This is a genomic window from Photobacterium sp., from assembly GCF_033720175.1.
Taxonomy (GTDB): domain Bacteria; phylum Pseudomonadota; class Gammaproteobacteria; order Enterobacterales; family Vibrionaceae; genus Photobacterium.
Genome location: NZ_JAWWDA010000011.1, coordinates 109,161 through 128,145 on the forward strand (window position 1 = coordinate 109,161; position 18,985 = coordinate 128,145).

Below are 18,985 nucleotides of genomic sequence, written 5' to 3' on the forward strand. Positions count from 1 at the left end.
TGATACCACCAATGTAATGCCTTTTTATTGTTGATAAAAAACTACAGATATTATTCTTCAACCCCACGATAAAACATAAAAAAAATAAGGGTTAGTGTGCACTCAGGCCGGACAGTATTCATAGTAATAACCATTATCGAATATCCAGTCATATTGAAACGGTTTAAATGCAGATGGCGGTGATTTAATGCTGTTCTGGTGCTAATTTTTGTTGGTAATTAATGTATCAAAAATGTAGGATAGTTACACTTGTGTGCAAAATATGAACAACAAATGTGACTAAATCTACTCTTAAAATAGTGATTTATGCCACCCTTTTGGCAAAACTGCAGTGTTTTTGCATACCAGATCAAAAGCACTTCAGAATTTAGTTTGCTAATGAATAAGAACTTCATCCCATAGCAAACAGCATCTCATCAATGAGCCGGACAGACTGTCCGCTATAAAGCTCGATGAAGAGGTGACAATAATATTAGGGATAACCAAGCCTTTGGATAAGGGCTTGTTGAAAACTGGAAGGATGTATCTATGACAGATCAAGAGCTTAACGCCCAGGGACTCTATGTGCCTGAATTGGAACACGATGCCTGCGGTATCGGCTTTGTCGCCCACCTGAAAAACCGTAAATCTCACGAGATTGTAACTCAAGCCCTCGACATGCTCGCGCGTATGGAGCACCGCGGTGGCCAGGGTTGCGATCCATGCAGTGGTGACGGTGCCGGTATTCTTCTGCAAAAGCCCCATGAGTTTTTATTAGAAGAAACTGTAAAACAAGGCATTAAATTACCGTCATTTGATAAATACGGTGTCGGTGTTGTGCTATTCCCTAAAGACGAGCACAAACGCCAGCAATGTCGCGATATTTTAGAGCGTAATGCAAAACGCCTTGATCTTGAAGTGATTGGCTATCGCGTATTGCCAGTCGACAACTCAATGATCGGTGAAGATCCACTCAGCACTGAACCACAGTTTGAACACGTCTTTATTACCGGCGGTGCCAACTTAGACCCCGCCGTACTTGAACGAAAACTGTATGTACTGCGTAACTATACCGTTCGTGTTTGCCTCGAAAGCATTTCAAATATCGGCGATGATTTCTACATCAACTCATTGTCGTATAAAACCTTGGTCTATAAGGGGCAGTTGACTACTGAGCAAGTACCGCTGTATTTCTTAGACTTGCAAAACCCATCTATGGTTACCGCGCTGGCATTGGTGCATTCTCGTTTCTCGACCAACACCTTCCCAAGGTGGCGCCTGGCGCAACCATTCCGTTATATTGCCCACAACGGTGAAATCAATACTGTTCGCGGTAACCTGAACTGGATGAAAGCGCGTGAAGCGATCCTTGAATCTGACCTGTTCAGCCAGCAAGAAATCGACATGCTCCTTCCTATCTGCCAGGAAGGCAGTTCAGATTCATCTAACTTCGACATGGCGCTGGAGCTTCTGGTTCTGTCTGGCCGCAGCCTGCCCCATGCATTGATGATGCTGATCCCCGAAGCGTGGCAAGAAAACAAAAACATGGATCCAAAACGTCGTGCGTTCTATCAGTACCACGCTAACGTGATGGAACCTTGGGATGGCCCGGCGTCTGTCTGTTTCACCGATGGTGTTCAGGTCGGTGCAACACTTGACCGTAACGGTCTGCGCCCGTCACGTTATACCGTGACCAAAGATGACTTCCTGGTGATGGCGTCAGAAACAGGCGTGGTTAAAATCGAACCGGAAAACGTTCAGTTCCGTGGTCGTCTGCAACCTGGCCGTATCTTCGTTGCCGATCTGGAACAAGGTCGGATTATTTCCGATGACGAGGTAAAAGACAGCATTGCAACAGCACAGCCTTATGAGCAGTGGATTAAAGACAACCTGCTGACCCTCAAAGCGCTGCCTGAAGCTGATAACATGCACCACCAGCCAACACCAGAACGCCTTCTTCACCATCAACAAGCGTTTGGTATGAGTTCTGAAGAAGTGAACGAGATCATCGTTCCACTGGCAAAAACAGCTTACGAGCCTCTCGGGGCAATGGGGGCCGACTGGCCACTGGCGATTCTTTCGCACCAGTCACAACATCTGTCAAACTACTTCAAACAGCTATTTGCCCAGGTCACCAACCCGCCGATCGATCCGATCCGTGAGCGGATGGTGATGTCGCTGAACACCTACCTCGGTAAAGATCAGAACCTGCTGACAGAAACCCCCGAGCACTGCCAGAAAGTAGAGCTGGAATCACCGGTACTCTCAAACGCAGAGCTTGAAAAGCTGCGGGCTATCGATAAAGAGCACCTGCAGGCTAAAACGCTGGATATCGTATTCCGCGCCAATGGTGAGCAGGGCAAATTAGAACGCGCGCTAAAGCGTATTTGTCAGTACTCAGAAGATGCCGTGCTTGACGGCTACTCCATCATCATTCTGACGGACCGGGCAGTTAACTCAAACCATGCCGCGATCCCTGCGATGCTTGCGGTAGGCGCGGTGCATCACCACCTGATCCGCAAAGGCCTGCGAGCCAAGTGTGACATCATTGTTGAAACCGGCGACGCACGTGAAACGCACCACTTTGCCACCCTGGTCGGTTACGGTGCTAACGCGGTTAACCCGTACCTGGTAACAGAAACGCTGGTTGATTTGCAGAAAAAGCGCAAGCTAGACCCGGAGCTGCCAACAGACGAGTTATTCAATAACTACCGTAAAGGTGTGAATGGCGGCCTGCTTAAGATCTTCTCGAAGATGGGTATTTCAACCCTGCAGTCATACCACGGTGCGCAAATCTTTGAAGCGCTGGGGATCAGCAAAGCCGTTGTTGATAAATACTTCACCGGTACCGTGTCCCGGATTCAGGGGCTGACCATCGATGACATTGCCCAGGAAGTCCTAATTCGTCACCGTGTCGGTTACCCGACGCGCGAGATCCCAGTCCAAATGCTGGATGTGGGCGGCGTCTACCAGTGGAAACAGCGTGGTGAAAAACACCTGTTCAACCCTGAAACGATTTCACTGCTGCAGCAATCCACCCGCGGCAAGGATTACAGCCAGTTTAAAGAATATTGCCATGCGGTTGATTCTCAGGGTGACCACGCGGCAACCCTGCGTAGCCAGCTTGAGTTCATTAAAAATCCGGCAGGTTCTATTCCGCTGGCGGAAGTCGAGCCCATTGAAAGCATCCTGAAGCGTTTCGCAACAGGTGCAATGAGCTTTGGCTCTATTTCGTACGAAGCACACTCAACACTGGCCGTTGCCATGAACCGCATCGGTGCGAAATCTAACTCAGGTGAAGGCGGTGAAGATCCGGATCGCTTCGAGAAGAAAGACAACGGTGACTGGGAACGCTCTGCGATCAAGCAGGTCGCTTCAGGTCGATTTGGTGTCACCTCTTACTACCTGACTAATTCTGACGAAATTCAGATCAAGATGGCGCAGGGCGCGAAGCCTGGTGAAGGGGGTCAGCTACCGGGTGATAAAGTCGATGACTGGATCGGCGCTACCCGTCACTCCACCCCTGGAGTCGGCCTGATTTCACCACCGCCACACCACGATATTTATTCAATCGAAGATTTGGCTCAGCTGATCTTCGATTTGAAGAATGCTAACCGCAAGGGGCGCGTAAACGTCAAGCTGGTATCAGAAGCCGGTGTCGGTACGATTGCCTCGGGTGTCGCGAAAGCCAAAGCTGACGTGGTACTGATTGCCGGTTTTGATGGCGGTACCGGCGCCTCGCCAATCTCATCAATTCGCCACACCGGTTTACCTTGGGAACTGGGTCTGGCTGAAACCCACCAGACCCTGCTGAAAAACGGCCTGCGCAACCGTATCGTTGTCCAGTCAGACGGTCAGATGAAAACACCGCGCGACCTTGCAGTAGCCACACTGCTGGGGGCTGAAGAGTGGGGTGTCGCAACCGCTGCATTGGTTGTTGAAGGCTGTATCATGATGCGTAAGTGTCATAAGAATACCTGTCCTGTCGGTATCGCGACCCAAAACAAAACACTACGCGAGCGCTTTGATGGTCGCGTAGATGATGTGGTTACCTTCTTCCAGTACATGGCCGAAGGTCTGCGTGAAGTGATGGCAGAGCTAGGCTTCCGCACTATCGAAGAGATGGTGGGCCAATCCCACAAACTGAAAATCCGTGATGATATCAGTCACTGGAAATACAAGAACCTTGATCTCAGCCCTGTGCTATTTAACGAACCGGCACGTGAAGACGACGGGATCTACAATCAGCGCCAGCAAGAACATAACTTAGAAAATGTCCTTGACCGTAAACTGATTAAAGCTGCAGCACCTGCACTTTACGAAGGCAAGCAAGTCGACGTTGAATTTGACATCATCAATACCGACCGCAGTACCGGTACCATGCTGTCGAACGAGATTTCAAAAATCTATAAAGACCAGGGGTTACCACAACCCATGAACGTCAAGTTCAATGGTTCAGCAGGCCAGAGCTTCGGTGCCTTCCTCGCGAAAGGCGTGAACTTCGAAGTCGAAGGCGATGCCAACGATTACTGGGGTAAAGGCCTCTCTGGTGGAACACTGGTACTTTATCCGAACGCCAAATCCGACATTATCCCGGAAGATAACATCGTTGTGGGTAACGTCTGCTTCTACGGTGCGACCTCGGGAGAGTCTTACATCCGCGGCCTAGCTGGCGAGCGATTCTGTGTCCGAAACTCCGGCGCGAGAGTCGTGGTGGAAGGTGTGGGTGATCACGGCTGTGAATACATGACCGGCGGTGTGGCCGTTATCCTGGGCCAGACAGGGCGTAACTTCGCAGCCGGTATGAGTGGCGGTGTAGCGTATGTTTGGGACCAATTTGAAGATTTCGAAACCAAGCTGAATCCAGAGCTTGTTGATCTTGACCCGATTGAACAAGAAGATCAGGACTTGCTCAAAGAGATGCTTACCAAGCATATTGAGCTGACGGGCAGTACAGTGGCTGAAACTTTCCTTTCCAACTTTGAAGTAAACCTTCAAAAAATGGTGAAAGTGATGCCAAGGGATTACAAAGCTGTACTGCAGCAGCGTAAAGCTGATGCAGAAAACAAGGAAGAGTTGGAGGCCGTAAATGGGTAAGCCTACAGGATTTTTAGAAGTTGGCCGTGAACTGCCACAGAAGTTAGATCCAAGCGTTCGAATTCAAGACAATAAAGAGTTTGTCTTAAATAAGGAGTTTGGCGCTAAGATCAACAAACAGGCATCACGTTGTATGGATTGCGGTGTGCCTTTCTGTCATAACTCATGCCCGATTGGCAACATCATTCCCGAGTTCAATGATGCGGTTTATCGTGACAGCTGGGAAGAAGCGTGGAACATTTTAAGTTCTACCAATAACTTCCCTGAGTTTACCGGTCGTGTATGCCCGGCCCCTTGTGAGAGTGGCTGTGTATTGGGGATTAACCAAGACCCGATCACTATCTGTAATATCGAAAAAACAATCGTCGAGACGGCATATCGCGAAGGATACGCTAAACCGAAAACACCACGTTCTCGTACCGGTAAAACCATAGCGATTATCGGTTCAGGCCCGGCGGGTTTATCCGCAGCCGAACAGCTGAACAGTGCCGGTCACTGCGTCACAGTGTTTGAACGCGATGAAAAAGTCGGCGGTCTGCTGCGTTTTGGTATTCCGGATTTCAAACTGGGCATGGATATCATTGACCGTAAAATCGACTTAATGGCCGAAGCGGGAATTAAGTTCGAGGTTAACGCCCATATCGGTGTTGAGATTAATGCACAGCAGCTTCGGCAGGATTTTGATGTTGTCCTGCTAACGGGCGGCTCAACCGTACCACGTAACCTGCCAATTCCCGGCCGTGAGCTTAAGGGCGTTCATTATGCAATGGAATTCCTTGCGCAAAATAACCGCCGTGCCAACGACATGGATCTTAAGGGTGAAGAAATTCACGCTACAGGCAAGCATGTTGTGGTTATCGGCGGCGGTGATACCGGCTCGGACTGTGTCGGAACCTCTAACCGTCACGGCGCGGTCAGTGTTACTCAGGTGGAGATCATGCCGATCCCGCCAGAGAAGCGTCCAGCTCACCAACCCTGGCCGTCTTACCCGATGATAATGAAAACATCCACGTCACATGAAGAAGGCTGTGAGCGTCATTGGAATATTCTGACTAAAGAGTTCATCGGTGATGAGGCGGGTAACGTGAAAGCCCTGCGTATTGCAGATATTCAGTGGCAGGAAGCGAAACCCGGCGAGCGTCCGGGCTTTGATGAAGTCGCCGGCTCTGAGCGCATCATTCCCTGTGACATGGCATTTCTGGCGATGGGTTTCTTACATCCGGAACCTACCGGTGTCTTGGCCCAGCTGGACATCAAACTGGATGAACGTGGCAATGTAGCAACAACCGGCTTTGCCACCAGCCAGAAAGGTGTCTTTGCCGCGGGTGATATGCGTACCGGCCAGTCTCTGGTCGTTCGTTGTATCAATGAAGGCCGCGAATGTGCCCGTGAAATCGATGACTTCCTGATGGGTAATACCAACCTGGAAGCGAAAGCGTATTCACTGATGCAATCACGAGCCTGATCAGGCATCTGATTGTACTTTATATAAAAGCCAGCTCTTGTGAGCTGGCTTTTTTGTATACCAAACCGATAACTTGAGCGAGTTAAGTCATCCTTCCCCCAGCGTCACACTCCGCCTTCTTCCGCTGTGAAAAATATAAAATGACAGACTCAACCCAATTTAGTCCATCAAAAAACAATGCCTAATAAGAAAAATCTGCTGTAATTACTGAAACAAAGACTGGATGTAATGGCTATTTGATCTTTTTGTAAATAGCCGTTAACTTGAAAGTTGCTGGAAGCAGAAATGGCGATCAGGGAGGTTGTCATCATTATGCAGTAACCCAGCCCGGCCGAGCTGGGCGGAAGCAAGGGAGAGTTGCAATGACACTGTATGACCCAACGCTGGAAAAAGATAACTGTGGCTTTGGTCTAATCGCCCATATTGGGGGGGAAACCAGCCACAAACTGGTTCGTACCGCGATATCGGCATTGGATCGTATGACCCACCGAGGTGGTATTGCGGCAGATGGCAAAACCGGTGACGGCTGCGGTCTGTTAATGAAAAAACCCGAATGTTTTTATCGTATTGTTGCAGAAGAAAAAGGCTGGAAACTCGCACGTGAATTTGCCATCGGCATGCTATTTCTCAGCCAGGACCCCGTCAGGGCCGAACAAGCCCGTACGATTATCAACGAAGAACTCGCCAAAGAAACCTTAGCCATTATTGGCTGGCGTGAAGTGCCAATCAACCCGCAGGTATTAGGCCCCATTGCCACAGAATCTTTACCTGATATTGAGCAGGTATTCATTAATGCACCTGCGGGCTGGAAGCCACGAGATGTCGATCGCCGCCTGTATATTGCCAGGCGTCGCATTGAAAAACGCATGACTGACGATCCTGATTTCTACATCTGCAGCCTGTCAACGCAAGTCACTGTCTACAAAGGCTTATGCATGCCAGCTGACTTGCCGAAATTCTATACCGATCTCGCGGACTTACGATTGGAGTCATCCATCTGTCTGTTTCACCAGCGCTTCTCGACCAATACCCAGCCCCGCTGGCCGCTGGCTCAGCCATTTCGTTACTTAGCCCATAACGGTGAGATCAATACCATTGCCGGTAATCGCCAGTGGGCACGTGCACGCGCGTACAAGTTTGCTTCCCCCTTGCTGCCGGATCTGCAGACTGCCACGCCGTTTGTCAACGAGACCGGCTCGGATTCTTCCAGCCTCGATAACATGCTGGAGCTATTTCTGGCCGGTGGTCTCGATCTGTTCCGGGCGATGCGCATGCTGGTTCCGCCAGCATGGCAGAACCACCCGGATATGGAACCCGAACTGCGCGCATTCTATGACTTTAACTCCATGCATATGGAGCCGTGGGATGGCCCGGCCGGTATCGTGATGTCAGATGGCCGCTATGCCGCCTGTAACCTTGACCGTAACGGCCTGCGCCCAGCCCGCTACGTGATCACCAAAGACAAGCTGATCACCCTCGCCTCTGAAGTGGGGATCTGGGATTACGCCCCCGATGAAGTGGCAGAGAAAGGCCGTGTCGGACCGGGGGAGCTGCTGGTTATAGATACTAAGTTTGGCAAGATCTGGCATTCCAATGACATCGATAACGAGCTGATGAGCCGCCATCCATACAAGGAATGGATGGACAGCCACGTCAAACGCCTGATCCCATTCAAAGATCTGGGTGACGATCAGGTCGGCAGCCGCTCTTTCGATGATAATGAACTCAATACCTACCAGAAACTCTTCGGCGTTAACCGTGAAGAGCTTGATCAGGTCTTGCGGGTTGTGGGTGAAAATGGCCAGGAGCCGACAGGATCGATGGGGGATGACGCCCCGATGGCCGTGCTGTCTTCGAAAGAGCGCGCCGTCACCGATTACTTCCGCCAGATGTTTGCTCAGGTCACCAACCCGCCCATCGACCCGCTCCGTGAAAAACACGTGATGTCGCTGGCAACCTGTATCGGCCGTGAAATGAACGTGTTCAGTGAAACCGATGGCCATGCCTATCGGGTGGCCTTCAACTCCCCTGTACTGCTGTACTCCGATCTGGTTCAGCTGCTCGAACTTGATAGCCAGTACTATCGCAACAGCATCATTGATATCAACTATGATCCGAGCGAGAAAAACCTTAAGCAAGCCATTAATGATCTGTGTGATCAGGCTGAACGCCTGGTGCGCAGTGGCACCGTGCTGATCGTGCTGTCTGACCGCGGCATTGACCAGAACAAGCTGCCGATCCCGGCGGCGATGGCGGTGGGTGCAGTGCAAAACCGCTTAGTGACAACCAATCTACGGTGCGATGCCAACATGATCGTTGAAACGGCCACCGCTCGCGATCCGCACCAGTTTGCGGTACTCATCGGCTTTGGTGCCACTGCGGTTTACCCCTATTTAGCGTATGAGTCGCTGGGAAAACTCATCGACAGCGGTGCGATAACCAAACCCTACCGTGAAATAATGATGAACTTCCGCAACGGCATGAACAAAGGCCTGTATAAAATCATGTCGAAAATGGGGATTTCCACCGTCGCCTCTTACCGTTGCTCCCAGCTGTTTGAAGCGGTTGGACTGCACCAGGAAGTCATTGAACTGTGCTTTAAAGGGGTCTCAAGCCGCATATCCGGTGCCAGCTTCGAAGACTTCCAGCAGGATCTGTTTAACCTGTCGCGCCGGGCCTGGCTGAAACGCAAACCGATTGAACAGGGGGGACTGCTGAAATATGTTCATGGCGGGGAGTTCCACGCCTATAACCCCGACGTCGTCAGTACCCTGCAGAAGGCAGTGAAAACCGGTGATTACCAGGATTACCTTGCATTTGCCACTATCGTCAACGAGAGACCGGTCTCTGCGATTCGTGATCTGCTGAAACTCAAAAAGCCAGAAAACCCGATCGAAGTGGAACAGGTTGAGGCCGCCACGGAGCTATATAAACGCTTTGACTCTGCGGCGATGTCAATTGGCGCCCTCAGCCCCGAGGCCCACGAGGCTCTGGCAATCGCCATGAACCGCTTAGGCGGCAGCTCGAATTCGGGAGAAGGTGGCGAAGATCCGAGTCGCTTTGGTAATGAGCGCAACTCTCGTATCAAACAGGTGGCATCGGGTCGTTTTGGTGTAACGCCCCACTATCTCGTCAATGCAGACGTTATTCAGATCAAAGTTGCTCAAGGCGCGAAACCCGGCGAAGGTGGCCAGCTGCCTGGTCACAAAGTCACGACGGAAATCGCTAAACTGCGTTTTGCCGTACCGGGGGTCACTCTGATCTCCCCCCCTCCGCATCACGATATTTACTCTATCGAGGATCTGGCCCAGCTGATCTTCGACTTAAAACAGGTCAACCCAAAGGCCATGGTATCGGTCAAACTGGTTTCTGAACCCGGCGTGGGCACTATCGCGACGGGTGTGGCTAAAGCCTATGCCGATCTGATCACCATCTCTGGTTACGACGGCGGTACCGGTGCCAGTCCGTTAAGCTCGGTGAAATATGCCGGCAGTCCATGGGAACTCGGTTTAGCCGAAACCCAGCAAGCACTGGTCGCTAACGGGTTACGCCATAAAATTCGCCTGCAAGTTGATGGTGGCCTGAAAACCGGCCTCGATGTGGTCAAAGCCGCCATTCTGGGGGCGGAGAGTTTCGGCTTTGGAACGGCGCCTATGGTGGCTCTGGGCTGTAAATACCTCCGTATCTGCCACCTCAATAACTGCGCCACCGGGGTCGCCACCCAGGATGAGACGCTGCGCCGTGACTTCTTTAAAGGTCTGCCGGAGCAGGTAATGAATTACTTTATTGGTTTAGGCCGGGAAGTGCGTGAATTGCTGGCCAGCCTGGGGGTAGAAAAGCTGACGGATCTGATCGGCCGCACCGATCTGCTTGCCGTGTTCGAAGGCGTTACCGCCAAACAAAACAAGCTGGATCTGAGTGGCCTGCTGCATGCCCCAACCCCCGTCGAAGGTAAGACCCTGTATTGCAGCGAGTCAAACACCCCGTTTGATCCCGCGGTATTAAGCAATACCCTGCTCAAAGAAGCATTACCGGCGATTGAACGTCGCCGCGGGGCGGATCTGTTCCATAATATCCGCAATACCGACCGCTCGATTGGTGCCCGTCTGTCAGGTGAAATTGCCCTGCGTTATGGCAATCAGGGAATGGCCTCTCAGCCAATCAACCTGCACCTGACCGGAACTGCGGGCCAATCATTCGGCGTCTGGAATGCCGGCGGACTGAACCTGTATCTGACCGGTGATGCCAACGACTACGTCGGCAAAGGCATGACGGGCGGTAAGATCGTCATCAGGCCGCCGATGGGTTCCGCATTTAAGTCTCATGAAGCGACGATTATCGGCAACACCTGCCTGTATGGCGCGACCGGTGGCAAATTGTTTGCCGCAGGTACCGCCGGCGAACGGTTCGGGGTACGGAACTCCGGCACGATAGCGATCGTAGAAGGGGCTGGCGACAACGCCTGTGAATACATGACCGGTGGGATCGTCGCGATTCTAGGAAAGACCGGAGTTAACTTCGGCGCCGGGATGACAGGAGGGTTTGCCTATATCCTCGATGAAGACGGCGATTTCGCAGGCCGGGTAAACCCGGAGCTGATTGACGCCCTGCCGCTGGATAATCTGAAAATTCATCAGGAACACCTGCGCGGACTGATAGATCGTCATCTGGAAGAAACCGGTTCAGGCCGGGCTCAGAAAATTCTGGCCGATTTCGATCTGTGGATCCCTAAGTTCTATCTGGCGAAGCCAAAGTCTGCCGATGTCAATACCCTGTTAGGTCATCAAAGCCGTTCAGCTGCTGAGCTGCGCGTTCAAGCACAATAAGGAAGGGAAACCGAATGAGCCAGAACGTTTACCAATTTATTGATGTCGAGCGCGTTGATCCGCCGAAAAAGCCGCTCAACATTCGTAAAATTGAGTTTGTCGAAATCTACGAACCTTTTACACCGCAACAAGCCAGTGCTCAGGCTGATCGTTGTCTTGATTGTGGTAACCCGTATTGCGAATGGAAGTGTCCGGTACATAATTATATCCCGCAATGGTTAAGCCTGGCCAATGAGGGGCGGATCCTCGAAGCGGTTGAGCTGGCACACCAGACTAACACCCTGCCAGAAGTGTGTGGCCGGGTATGCCCGCAAGATCGGTTGTGTGAAGGCTCCTGTACCCTGAATGATGACTTTGGCGCGGTCGCTATCGGCAATATCGAAAAATACATCACCGATAAAGCCTTTGAAATGGGCTGGAAGCCGGACATGTCCCATGTTGAGTGGGTCGACAAAAAAGTCGCGATTATCGGCGCCGGTCCGGCCGGTTTGTCGTGTGCCGATATTCTGGTTCGCAACGGCGTAAAACCGGTGGTCTTTGATCGCTACCCGGAAATTGGTGGCTTACTGACGTTTGGGATCCCATCATTCAAGCTGGAAAAGAGTGTACTGGTCAATCGCCGCAGGGTCTTTACCGAGATGGGGGTTGATTTCCGCCTCAATACCGAAATCGGCAAAGACATCCAGATGAAACAACTGCTCAGTGAGTATGATGCGGTTTTCCTTGGGGTCGGTACGTATAAAAACATGCGGGCAGGTCTGGAAAATGAAAACGCCCAGGGTGTTTACGACGCGCTGCCATTCTTAGTTTCCAATGCCTACCGGGTGATGGGACTGAAAAGTGATGGTGGCTATCTCGACATGAAAGGCAAACGTGTGGTGGTGCTCGGAGGAGGCGATACGGCGATGGACTGCGTGCGGACCTCAATTCGCCAGAACGCGAAAGAAGTGGTCTGCGCTTATCGTCGTGATGCTGCTAATATGCCGGGCTCCAAGCGTGAATTTAAAAATGCCCGTGAGGAAGGGGTTAAGTTCATGTTTAACCTGCAGCCTCTGAGTATCCACATCAATGACGAAGGACAGGTGACCGGTGTTAACGTCGTCAATACAGAGCTGGGGGCGCCAGATGAAGCGGGCCGTCGTCACCCCGAGCTTGTCGAAGGCAGCGAACACGTACTGGAGGCAGATGTCGTTATTATGGCCTTTGGTTTCCAACCGCATGCCATGCCTTGGCTGGAAAACTATCATGTCGAGCTGGATCAGAATGGCCGGATCAAAGCCCCGGAAGAATCTCGCTACCAATTCCAGACATCCAACGAGAAGATTTTCGCCGGGGGGGATGCCGTACGTGGCTCTGATTTAGTCGTCACAGCCATTAACGAAGGGCGTTTAGCAGCACAGGGGATCCTTGACTATCTCGACGTCTGACCCATGAGTTAAGAAGCAAAGCGGTTCTCCACACGTTGCCCAAAATAACGAGAGTGCTACCCCGGCCTCTCGTTTTTTGTTGCTTCAACCTTCCCCGCTCCATGTTACAATTATTCCTTTTCTCGTTGCGGCCCGCGCAACAAGTATTGACCAACAAGAGAACAGATTGATGAAAATCGGCATTATTGGCGCGATGGAGCAAGAAGTTGCCATCCTGAAAGAGCAACTGACTCACTGCGAAACCCACAAAAAAGCAGGTTGTACCTTTTACACCGGTATCCTGAACGGCGCTGATGTTGTCTTGTTGCAATCCGGCATCGGTAAAGTTGCTGCGGCCATTGGAACAGCCGTTTTACTGGAAATTTTCCAGCCAGATGTCGTACTTAATACGGGTTCTGCCGGTGGTTTTGCCCCAAGCCTGAATCTGGGGGATGTGGTTATTTCAACGGAAGTACGTTACCACGATGCTGACGTGACGGCATTTGGTTACGAAATAGGTCAGATGGCACAGCAACCGGCTGCGTTTACAGCAGACGAAAAACTGATGAATTACGCAGAACAGGCACTGGCTGCGATGGATGGCATGCACGCGGTTCGCGGCCTGATCTGTACCGGCGATGCATTTGTCTGCAGCGCTGAAAAGCAGAACTTTATTCGCCAGAACTTCCCGACGGTTATCGCCGTAGAAATGGAAGCCGCGGCTATTGCTCAGGCTTGTCACCAGTTTGAGGTTCCTTTTGTGGTGGTTCGTGCCATCTCTGATGTGGCTGATAAGGAATCACCGATGAGCTTTGAAGAGTTCCTGCCACTCGCGGCAAAGAGTTCGTCAATCATGGTCGCGAAAATGGTTGAGCTATTGAATCAGTAATGACTGATACCCTGGCGCTCTTGCTCAATAACAGCTCCCTGCTTGCACTGTGGGGAGCGTTAGTCATTCATTGGTTTGTACCCATTCCCACTGCGCTTCATCCTCTGCAGATCTGGCAACGTTTAGCGATTGTACTTGCAGATAGGGTAAACAATCCCAGAGATAATCGCCGGCAACGTTTACTTTCAGGCTTGCTGGCCTGGGGGCTGATGTGGGTCACGGTGCTGATCTTACTCATTGCGCTGCACCAGCTGGTATGGATAGAAACCCTGTTTCAGTTAACTCTGCTATGGATGGCACTTGATTGGAAATACACCGCCAGGTTCAGTAAACACTTTATCAGCGCTTACGCCAAAGAAGACAAAAACCGCTGTCGCCAGTTACTGGCCTGCTCCCTCAATCGAAATACCCGTAACCTGTCATTGCTTGGGCTGGGTAAAGCTGGCGCTGAAACCCAGTTACTCAGTTACGGTCGCCTAGTTGCCGGGGTTCTGTTCTGGTATGCGCTGGCCGGAGGGATCGGGGCGCTCTTATATCGTTTAGCCGTCAGTCTGGCTCGCTCATGGTCACCAAGCCGACATCAATATGATGTCTTTGGCCTTCCCGCAGTACGCATTCTGGCGCTATTGGATATTGTCCCACTGCGAATTTTAGCCTTGCTGATCAGTCTCGGTCGTAATGGTAAAGCGGCATTACAAGGCCTGATTAAACAAGGGGAAGACTGGCTGTTGCCCGGCCCCGGCTGGTTACTGATAGCAACCGGTCATAAATTATCGTTATCACTCGGTGGTCCCGTCATCTATGATGATAGAAAAAGGGAACGCCCCCGGATCGGTGGGAAAATAGCTCCGGCTGCATTTCATTTGGCTCAAATACAACAGATAATCACCAGTCGACTGCTTGTCTGGGTGATTATTCAAAGTGCCCTCATTTTCATCTTGGAAGGAGAAATATAAGTGCGCCCGGCCTGTCTCTGTTTACTCTTTTTTTCGGCCATCAGTGCAGCCAACCCTGCAGTTGAGCGAGTCATAAGCCTGTCTCCCCACACAACGGAGCTGGCCTATGCCGCGGGCCTCGGTGATCAATTAATCGCCGCCAGTGATTACAGTGATTATCCCGAAGCCGCAACCAAACTGGAACGGGTGGCTAACTACCGCGGTGTTAAACTCGAACGGATAGTCGCCCTGAAACCGGACCTGATCCTAGCCTGGGAAGGGGGGAATCCACCGCGGGAAATGGCGAAGCTAGAACAATTAGGTCTCAATGTTTATTATTCAAATCCCACTCAACTGGAAGATATTCCTAATACGATTGAGGCACTTGGACAATATTCACCCAACCCCGAATACGCAACAGAAACCGCAAATCAGTTCCGCCAGCAATTAGCCGACCTTCAGCGTCAGCACCAGGATCTTCGCCCAGTTCGTTTTTTCTATCAGCTGAGCGCTTCACCGATCATTACCGTAGCCAATGGGGGCTGGCCGACACAGGTATTTACCGTTTGCGGCGGACAGAATATCTTCGCTGACAGCCTTGCGAGCTACCCCCAGGTTTCTGAAGAGCAGGTGGTTACTCGCCAACCCGAGGTGATCTTTGGCACTCCCCACTCTGGCACTGATACCCGTGTCTGGAATAAGTGGCAAGGCAAATTGCCCGCGGTGGATAACCAACATATTTTCACCTTGCAGGCTGATTGGTTAAACCGTCCGACCCCACGTACTATCAAAGCCGTCCAGCAGGTTTGCCAGTTACTGGATAGCGTAAGAAAAGACGACCTGTAACAGCAGCTCACCATGATTCAACGTGAGGTGGATCACAAAGCGATGTCAGCAAGTTGAGCCGGTTTCATTTCCTCGTACAATCTCAGCCGGCTTCTCTCGCTATCTTCTCCAATAGGTACAAACATGCTTATCTATATTCTCGATATGTTCGGCACTGCCGTTTTCGCTGCATCGGGTGTGTTACTGGCGGGCCGTTTACGAATGGACCCTTTTGGTGTGGTTGTACTGGCCAGTGTAACGGCTATTGGCGGTGGTACGATCCGTGATATGGCTCTGGGGGCAACCCCGGTCTTCTGGATCACTGATACCAACTACCTGTGGGTTATTTTCGTCACTTGCTTTCTGGCGATGCTGGCCGTTCGCCGTCCTAAACGCATGCCGTGGTACTTTCTGCCGGTTGCCGATGCCATCGGCCTGGCGGTGTTTGTTGCCATCGGGGTGGAAAAGACCCTGCGTTTTGGTGCCTCGCCTATGGTCGCGGTGATTATGGGGGTTATTACGGGCTGTGGCGGTGGCGTGATCCGTGACGTTCTGGCCAGAGAGATCCCCATGGTATTGCGTACCGAAGTCTATGCAACAGCCTGTATTCTTGGCGGTATCATTCATACTGTCGGCTTGTATTTCGACGTTGATCCTGCGGTTGCGACTCTGGCAGGGATCATAACCACCCTAACAATTCGCCTTGCGGCAATCCGCTGGCATCTATCGTTACCGACGTTAGCCCTGCGGGGTTAAACTCAATAAACATCCAAAAAAGGCGCTTTAAGCGCCTTTTTTCTGCCAACAAGTCATACCCGGAAGTATTACTTCAATGTAACACGTGCAAACTTACGCTTACCCACCTGATAGATCGCAGCTCCCGCGGCAGGTATCAGCTTAGTATCTTCGATTTTATCACCGTCGATTTTAGCCGCACCTTGGCGGATCATACGCATAGCATCAGAGGTTGAGTTAACCAAACCCGCATCTTTCAGCAAGTTACCAATCGCGATACCGGCTTCAAATTCAAATTCTGGCATCTCATCTGGCATTGCGCCTTTCTGGAAGCGATTGATGAATTCCTGCTCAGCCGCATCAGCATCCGCTTCAGAATGGAAGCGGGCAATGATTTCTTTGGCAAGGCGGATTTTGATATCGCGCGGGTTCTGACCGTTTGCCATATCAACTTTGAACTGCTCGATTTCTTCGATCGGACGGAAAGAAAGCAGCTCATAGTAGTTCCACATCAGATCATCAGAGATCGACATGATCTTGCCGAACATCTCGCTTGGCACATCCGCAATACCAATATAGTTATTGGCTGATTTGGACATCTTCTTCTCGCCATCCAGGCCAACAAGAAGAGGCAGGGTCAGGACAACCTGAGGCTTCTGACCATGTGCTCTCTGCAATTCACGGCCCATCAGCAGGTTGAATTTCTGATCGGTACCGCCAAGCTCAACGTCGGTTTCCATGGCGACCGAATCGTACCCCTGCAGCAGCGGATACATGAACTCGTGGATCGCAATCGGACGACCTTCGTTATAACGCTTTTTAAAATCGTCACGCTCAAGCATACGAGCAACCGTCTGGTTGGCTGCAAGGCGGATTAAACCCTCAGCACCCAGATCAGATAACCATGAAGAGTTAAACTCGATTTTGGTTTTAGCCGGATCAAGAATTTTGAAAACCTGTTCTTTATAGGTTTCAGCATTCGCCAGCACATCTTCGCGCGTTAACGGCGGACGTGTCGTATTCTTACCCGTAGGATCGCCAACCATACCGGTAAAGTCACCGATAAGGAAAGTGACATCATGGCCGAGTTCCTGGAAAGTACGCAGCTTGTTAAGAATGACGGTGTGACCTAAGTGAATATCAGGAGCGGTTGGATCGGCCCCTAATTTAATCCGTAAAGGACGGTTTTCTTTTAATTTGGCAATCAGCTCTTCTTCTGGAATCAGCTCATCAACACCACGCTTAATTTCAGCTAAAGCTTGTTCAATGCTGGCCATTCTTGTTCGCTCCCACAGAATTGGCAAAAAAGTAATAATCAACCATCTTACTTGAATAGAGATGTTTTTTGAAACCAGTTAGACTAAGGGTTGTCTTATTTTTTCCTTTTGCGCTTAAATTACTTTGCCAATGTCAGTATCGAAACTTGCCCGACTGCCCAGGATGCATCAAATCCTCATCACTTTCCTCAGTGCCTTTGTGGTACTGCTGCTCCTTATTCCGGGTCCTGAAAAAGTCGCCCAGACGGAACGTAAGTTCGAAATTGGTAAAGCCTACTCGCTTGATCTCAGCCTTGAATCCCATCAGCTTAAACCCGCAATAGAAGACGAAGAGCCGCACTATCCGAGTTTAAGATGGGAAAACCATCAAGTGCAGTCCGGCGAAAGTCTGGCAGTGGTATTTGATAAAGTCGGATTAAGCCCGGGAACCCTGTACCGTTTAATCAATGCCGATGACGGCACCAAAAGCCTGACGTCATTACGTCCGGGGGATACCCTGAAATTTGGTTTTGATGATAATAATGACCTGATTCAGCTGATCCAACCGAAAAATGCCACTCAGACCCTCGTTATCACTAGGGCTGGGGACACCTTCCATTCGAAGGAAGAAAACAAAATTATCGACACCCAATTCAACTTTGCCCAGGCGACAATCACGTCGAGCTTCTGGCATGCTGCAGACAAAGCCGGTTTAACCGCCAACCAAATCATGGAGATTGCAGGTATCTTTGGCTGGGATATCGACTTTGCCCTCGATATCCGAGAAGGTGACAGTTTCTCGGTGCTATTTGAAGAGCACTTTGTCGAGGGCGACCCTATTGGCCGTGGCAATATTCTGGCAGCCACTTTTACAAACCTGGGGCAAACCTTTACTGCAGTCCGTAGCGAAGAAGGCAAGTATTACGACCAAAATGGCAATGCCATGCGTAAGGCCTTCCTTCGTTCACCGATTAATTTCCGTTATGTGAGCTCAAACTTCAATCCACGCCGCCTGCACCCTGTAACAGGTCGGGTAAAAGCCCACCGAGGCACCGATTATGCAGCTCCTGTGGGTACCCCGATCTGGGCTGCAGGTGATGGCGTGGTATTGAAATCGGGGTATAACCAGTTCAATGGTAACTATGTCTTTATTCGCCATAGCTCTACTTACATCACTAAATACCTGCACATGACGAAGCGAAAAGTGAAAACCGGAGAGCGGGTTAAACAAGGACAGGTGGTGGGGACATTAGGTGGAACCGGCCGCGTTACCGGCCCTCACCTGCACTATGAGTTTTTGGTCAACGGCGTTCACAAGAATCCCCGTACAGTGAAATTACCACAAGCAGAGTCACTGAGAGGCAAAAAGAAGAGCGCTTTCCAGCAGCATGCCAGTAAGCGGTTAAGCCAGCTGACGCAATTTAGCCACCTGCTGGCTGAAAACAGCCCGTTAATTGCCTACCGGGGCTAGCGTGCCCGGGTTAGCAAAGCCGGACAATAAAAAAGCCGCCACATAGTGACGGCTTTTCTTTTACCGATGCGATACTTAATCGCAGCTATTCCGGTAACTTT

Annotated in this window: 10 protein-coding genes; 9 read left to right on the plus strand and 1 reads right to left on the minus strand. The window is 50.9% G+C overall.

Annotated features, from left to right (window positions below; translation table 11 throughout):
- Positions 1-528 precede the first annotated feature (528 nt).
- The 8 genes from gltB (R3289_RS13580) to R3289_RS13615 all read left to right on the plus strand — a co-directional run bounded on the left by gltB (R3289_RS13580) (position 529) and on the right by R3289_RS13615 (position 16,178).
- Positions 529-5,076: a glutamate synthase large subunit gene (gene gltB, locus R3289_RS13580; RefSeq protein ID WP_318926217.1), complete on the plus strand. Its 4,548-nt coding sequence runs from the start codon at positions 529-531 to the stop codon at positions 5,074-5,076.
- Positions 5,069-6,541, plus strand: coding sequence for a glutamate synthase subunit beta (locus R3289_RS13585; protein WP_318926218.1), 1,473 nt, complete (start codon positions 5,069-5,071; stop codon positions 6,539-6,541). Before gltB (R3289_RS13580) ends, R3289_RS13585 begins: the two co-directional genes overlap by 8 nt.
- 362 nt (positions 6,542-6,903) lie before the next feature.
- Positions 6,904-11,367 carry a glutamate synthase large subunit gene (gene gltB / locus R3289_RS13590; RefSeq protein WP_318926219.1) on the plus strand — a complete coding sequence of 1,488 codons (4,464 nt, stop codon included), beginning with the start codon at positions 6,904-6,906 and terminating at the stop codon, positions 11,365-11,367.
- A gap of 14 nt (positions 11,368-11,381) precedes the next feature.
- A complete protein-coding gene (locus tag R3289_RS13595) occupies positions 11,382-12,794 on the plus strand; it encodes an FAD-dependent oxidoreductase (RefSeq protein WP_318926222.1) in 1,413 nt (470 codons plus the stop codon).
- 169 nt (positions 12,795-12,963) lie between these two features.
- Entirely contained in the window at positions 12,964-13,662 is a 699-nt protein-coding gene (mtnN, locus tag R3289_RS13600; protein WP_318926224.1) for a 5'-methylthioadenosine/S-adenosylhomocysteine nucleosidase, read from the plus strand.
- Entirely contained in the window at positions 13,662-14,618 is a 957-nt protein-coding gene (locus R3289_RS13605) for a cobalamin biosynthesis family protein (RefSeq protein ID WP_318926226.1), read from the plus strand. Before mtnN ends, R3289_RS13605 begins: the two co-directional genes overlap by 1 nt.
- Entirely contained in the window at positions 14,619-15,443 is an 825-nt protein-coding gene (gene btuF, locus R3289_RS13610; protein WP_318926227.1) for a vitamin B12 ABC transporter substrate-binding protein BtuF, read from the plus strand.
- Positions 15,444-15,566: 123 nt separating this feature from the next.
- Positions 15,567-16,178, plus strand: a complete 612-nt coding sequence (locus R3289_RS13615; protein WP_318926229.1) for a trimeric intracellular cation channel family protein — start codon at positions 15,567-15,569, stop codon at positions 16,176-16,178.
- A 68-nt stretch (positions 16,179-16,246) separates the two neighbouring features.
- Here the strand turns inward: R3289_RS13615 and tyrS are convergent, their stop codons facing one another.
- Complete coding sequence (tyrS, locus tag R3289_RS13620) at positions 16,247-17,434, minus strand: tyrosine--tRNA ligase (RefSeq protein ID WP_318926231.1); 1,188 nt, start codon at positions 17,432-17,434, stop codon at positions 16,247-16,249.
- 130 nt (positions 17,435-17,564) lie between these two features.
- Here tyrS and R3289_RS13625 point away from each other — a divergent pair, with 130 nt between their 5' ends.
- Positions 17,565-18,884 (plus strand): peptidoglycan DD-metalloendopeptidase family protein, encoded by a 1,320-nt coding sequence (locus tag R3289_RS13625; RefSeq protein ID WP_318926232.1) that lies wholly within the window; start codon positions 17,565-17,567, stop codon positions 18,882-18,884.
- Positions 18,885-18,985 lie beyond the last annotated feature (101 nt).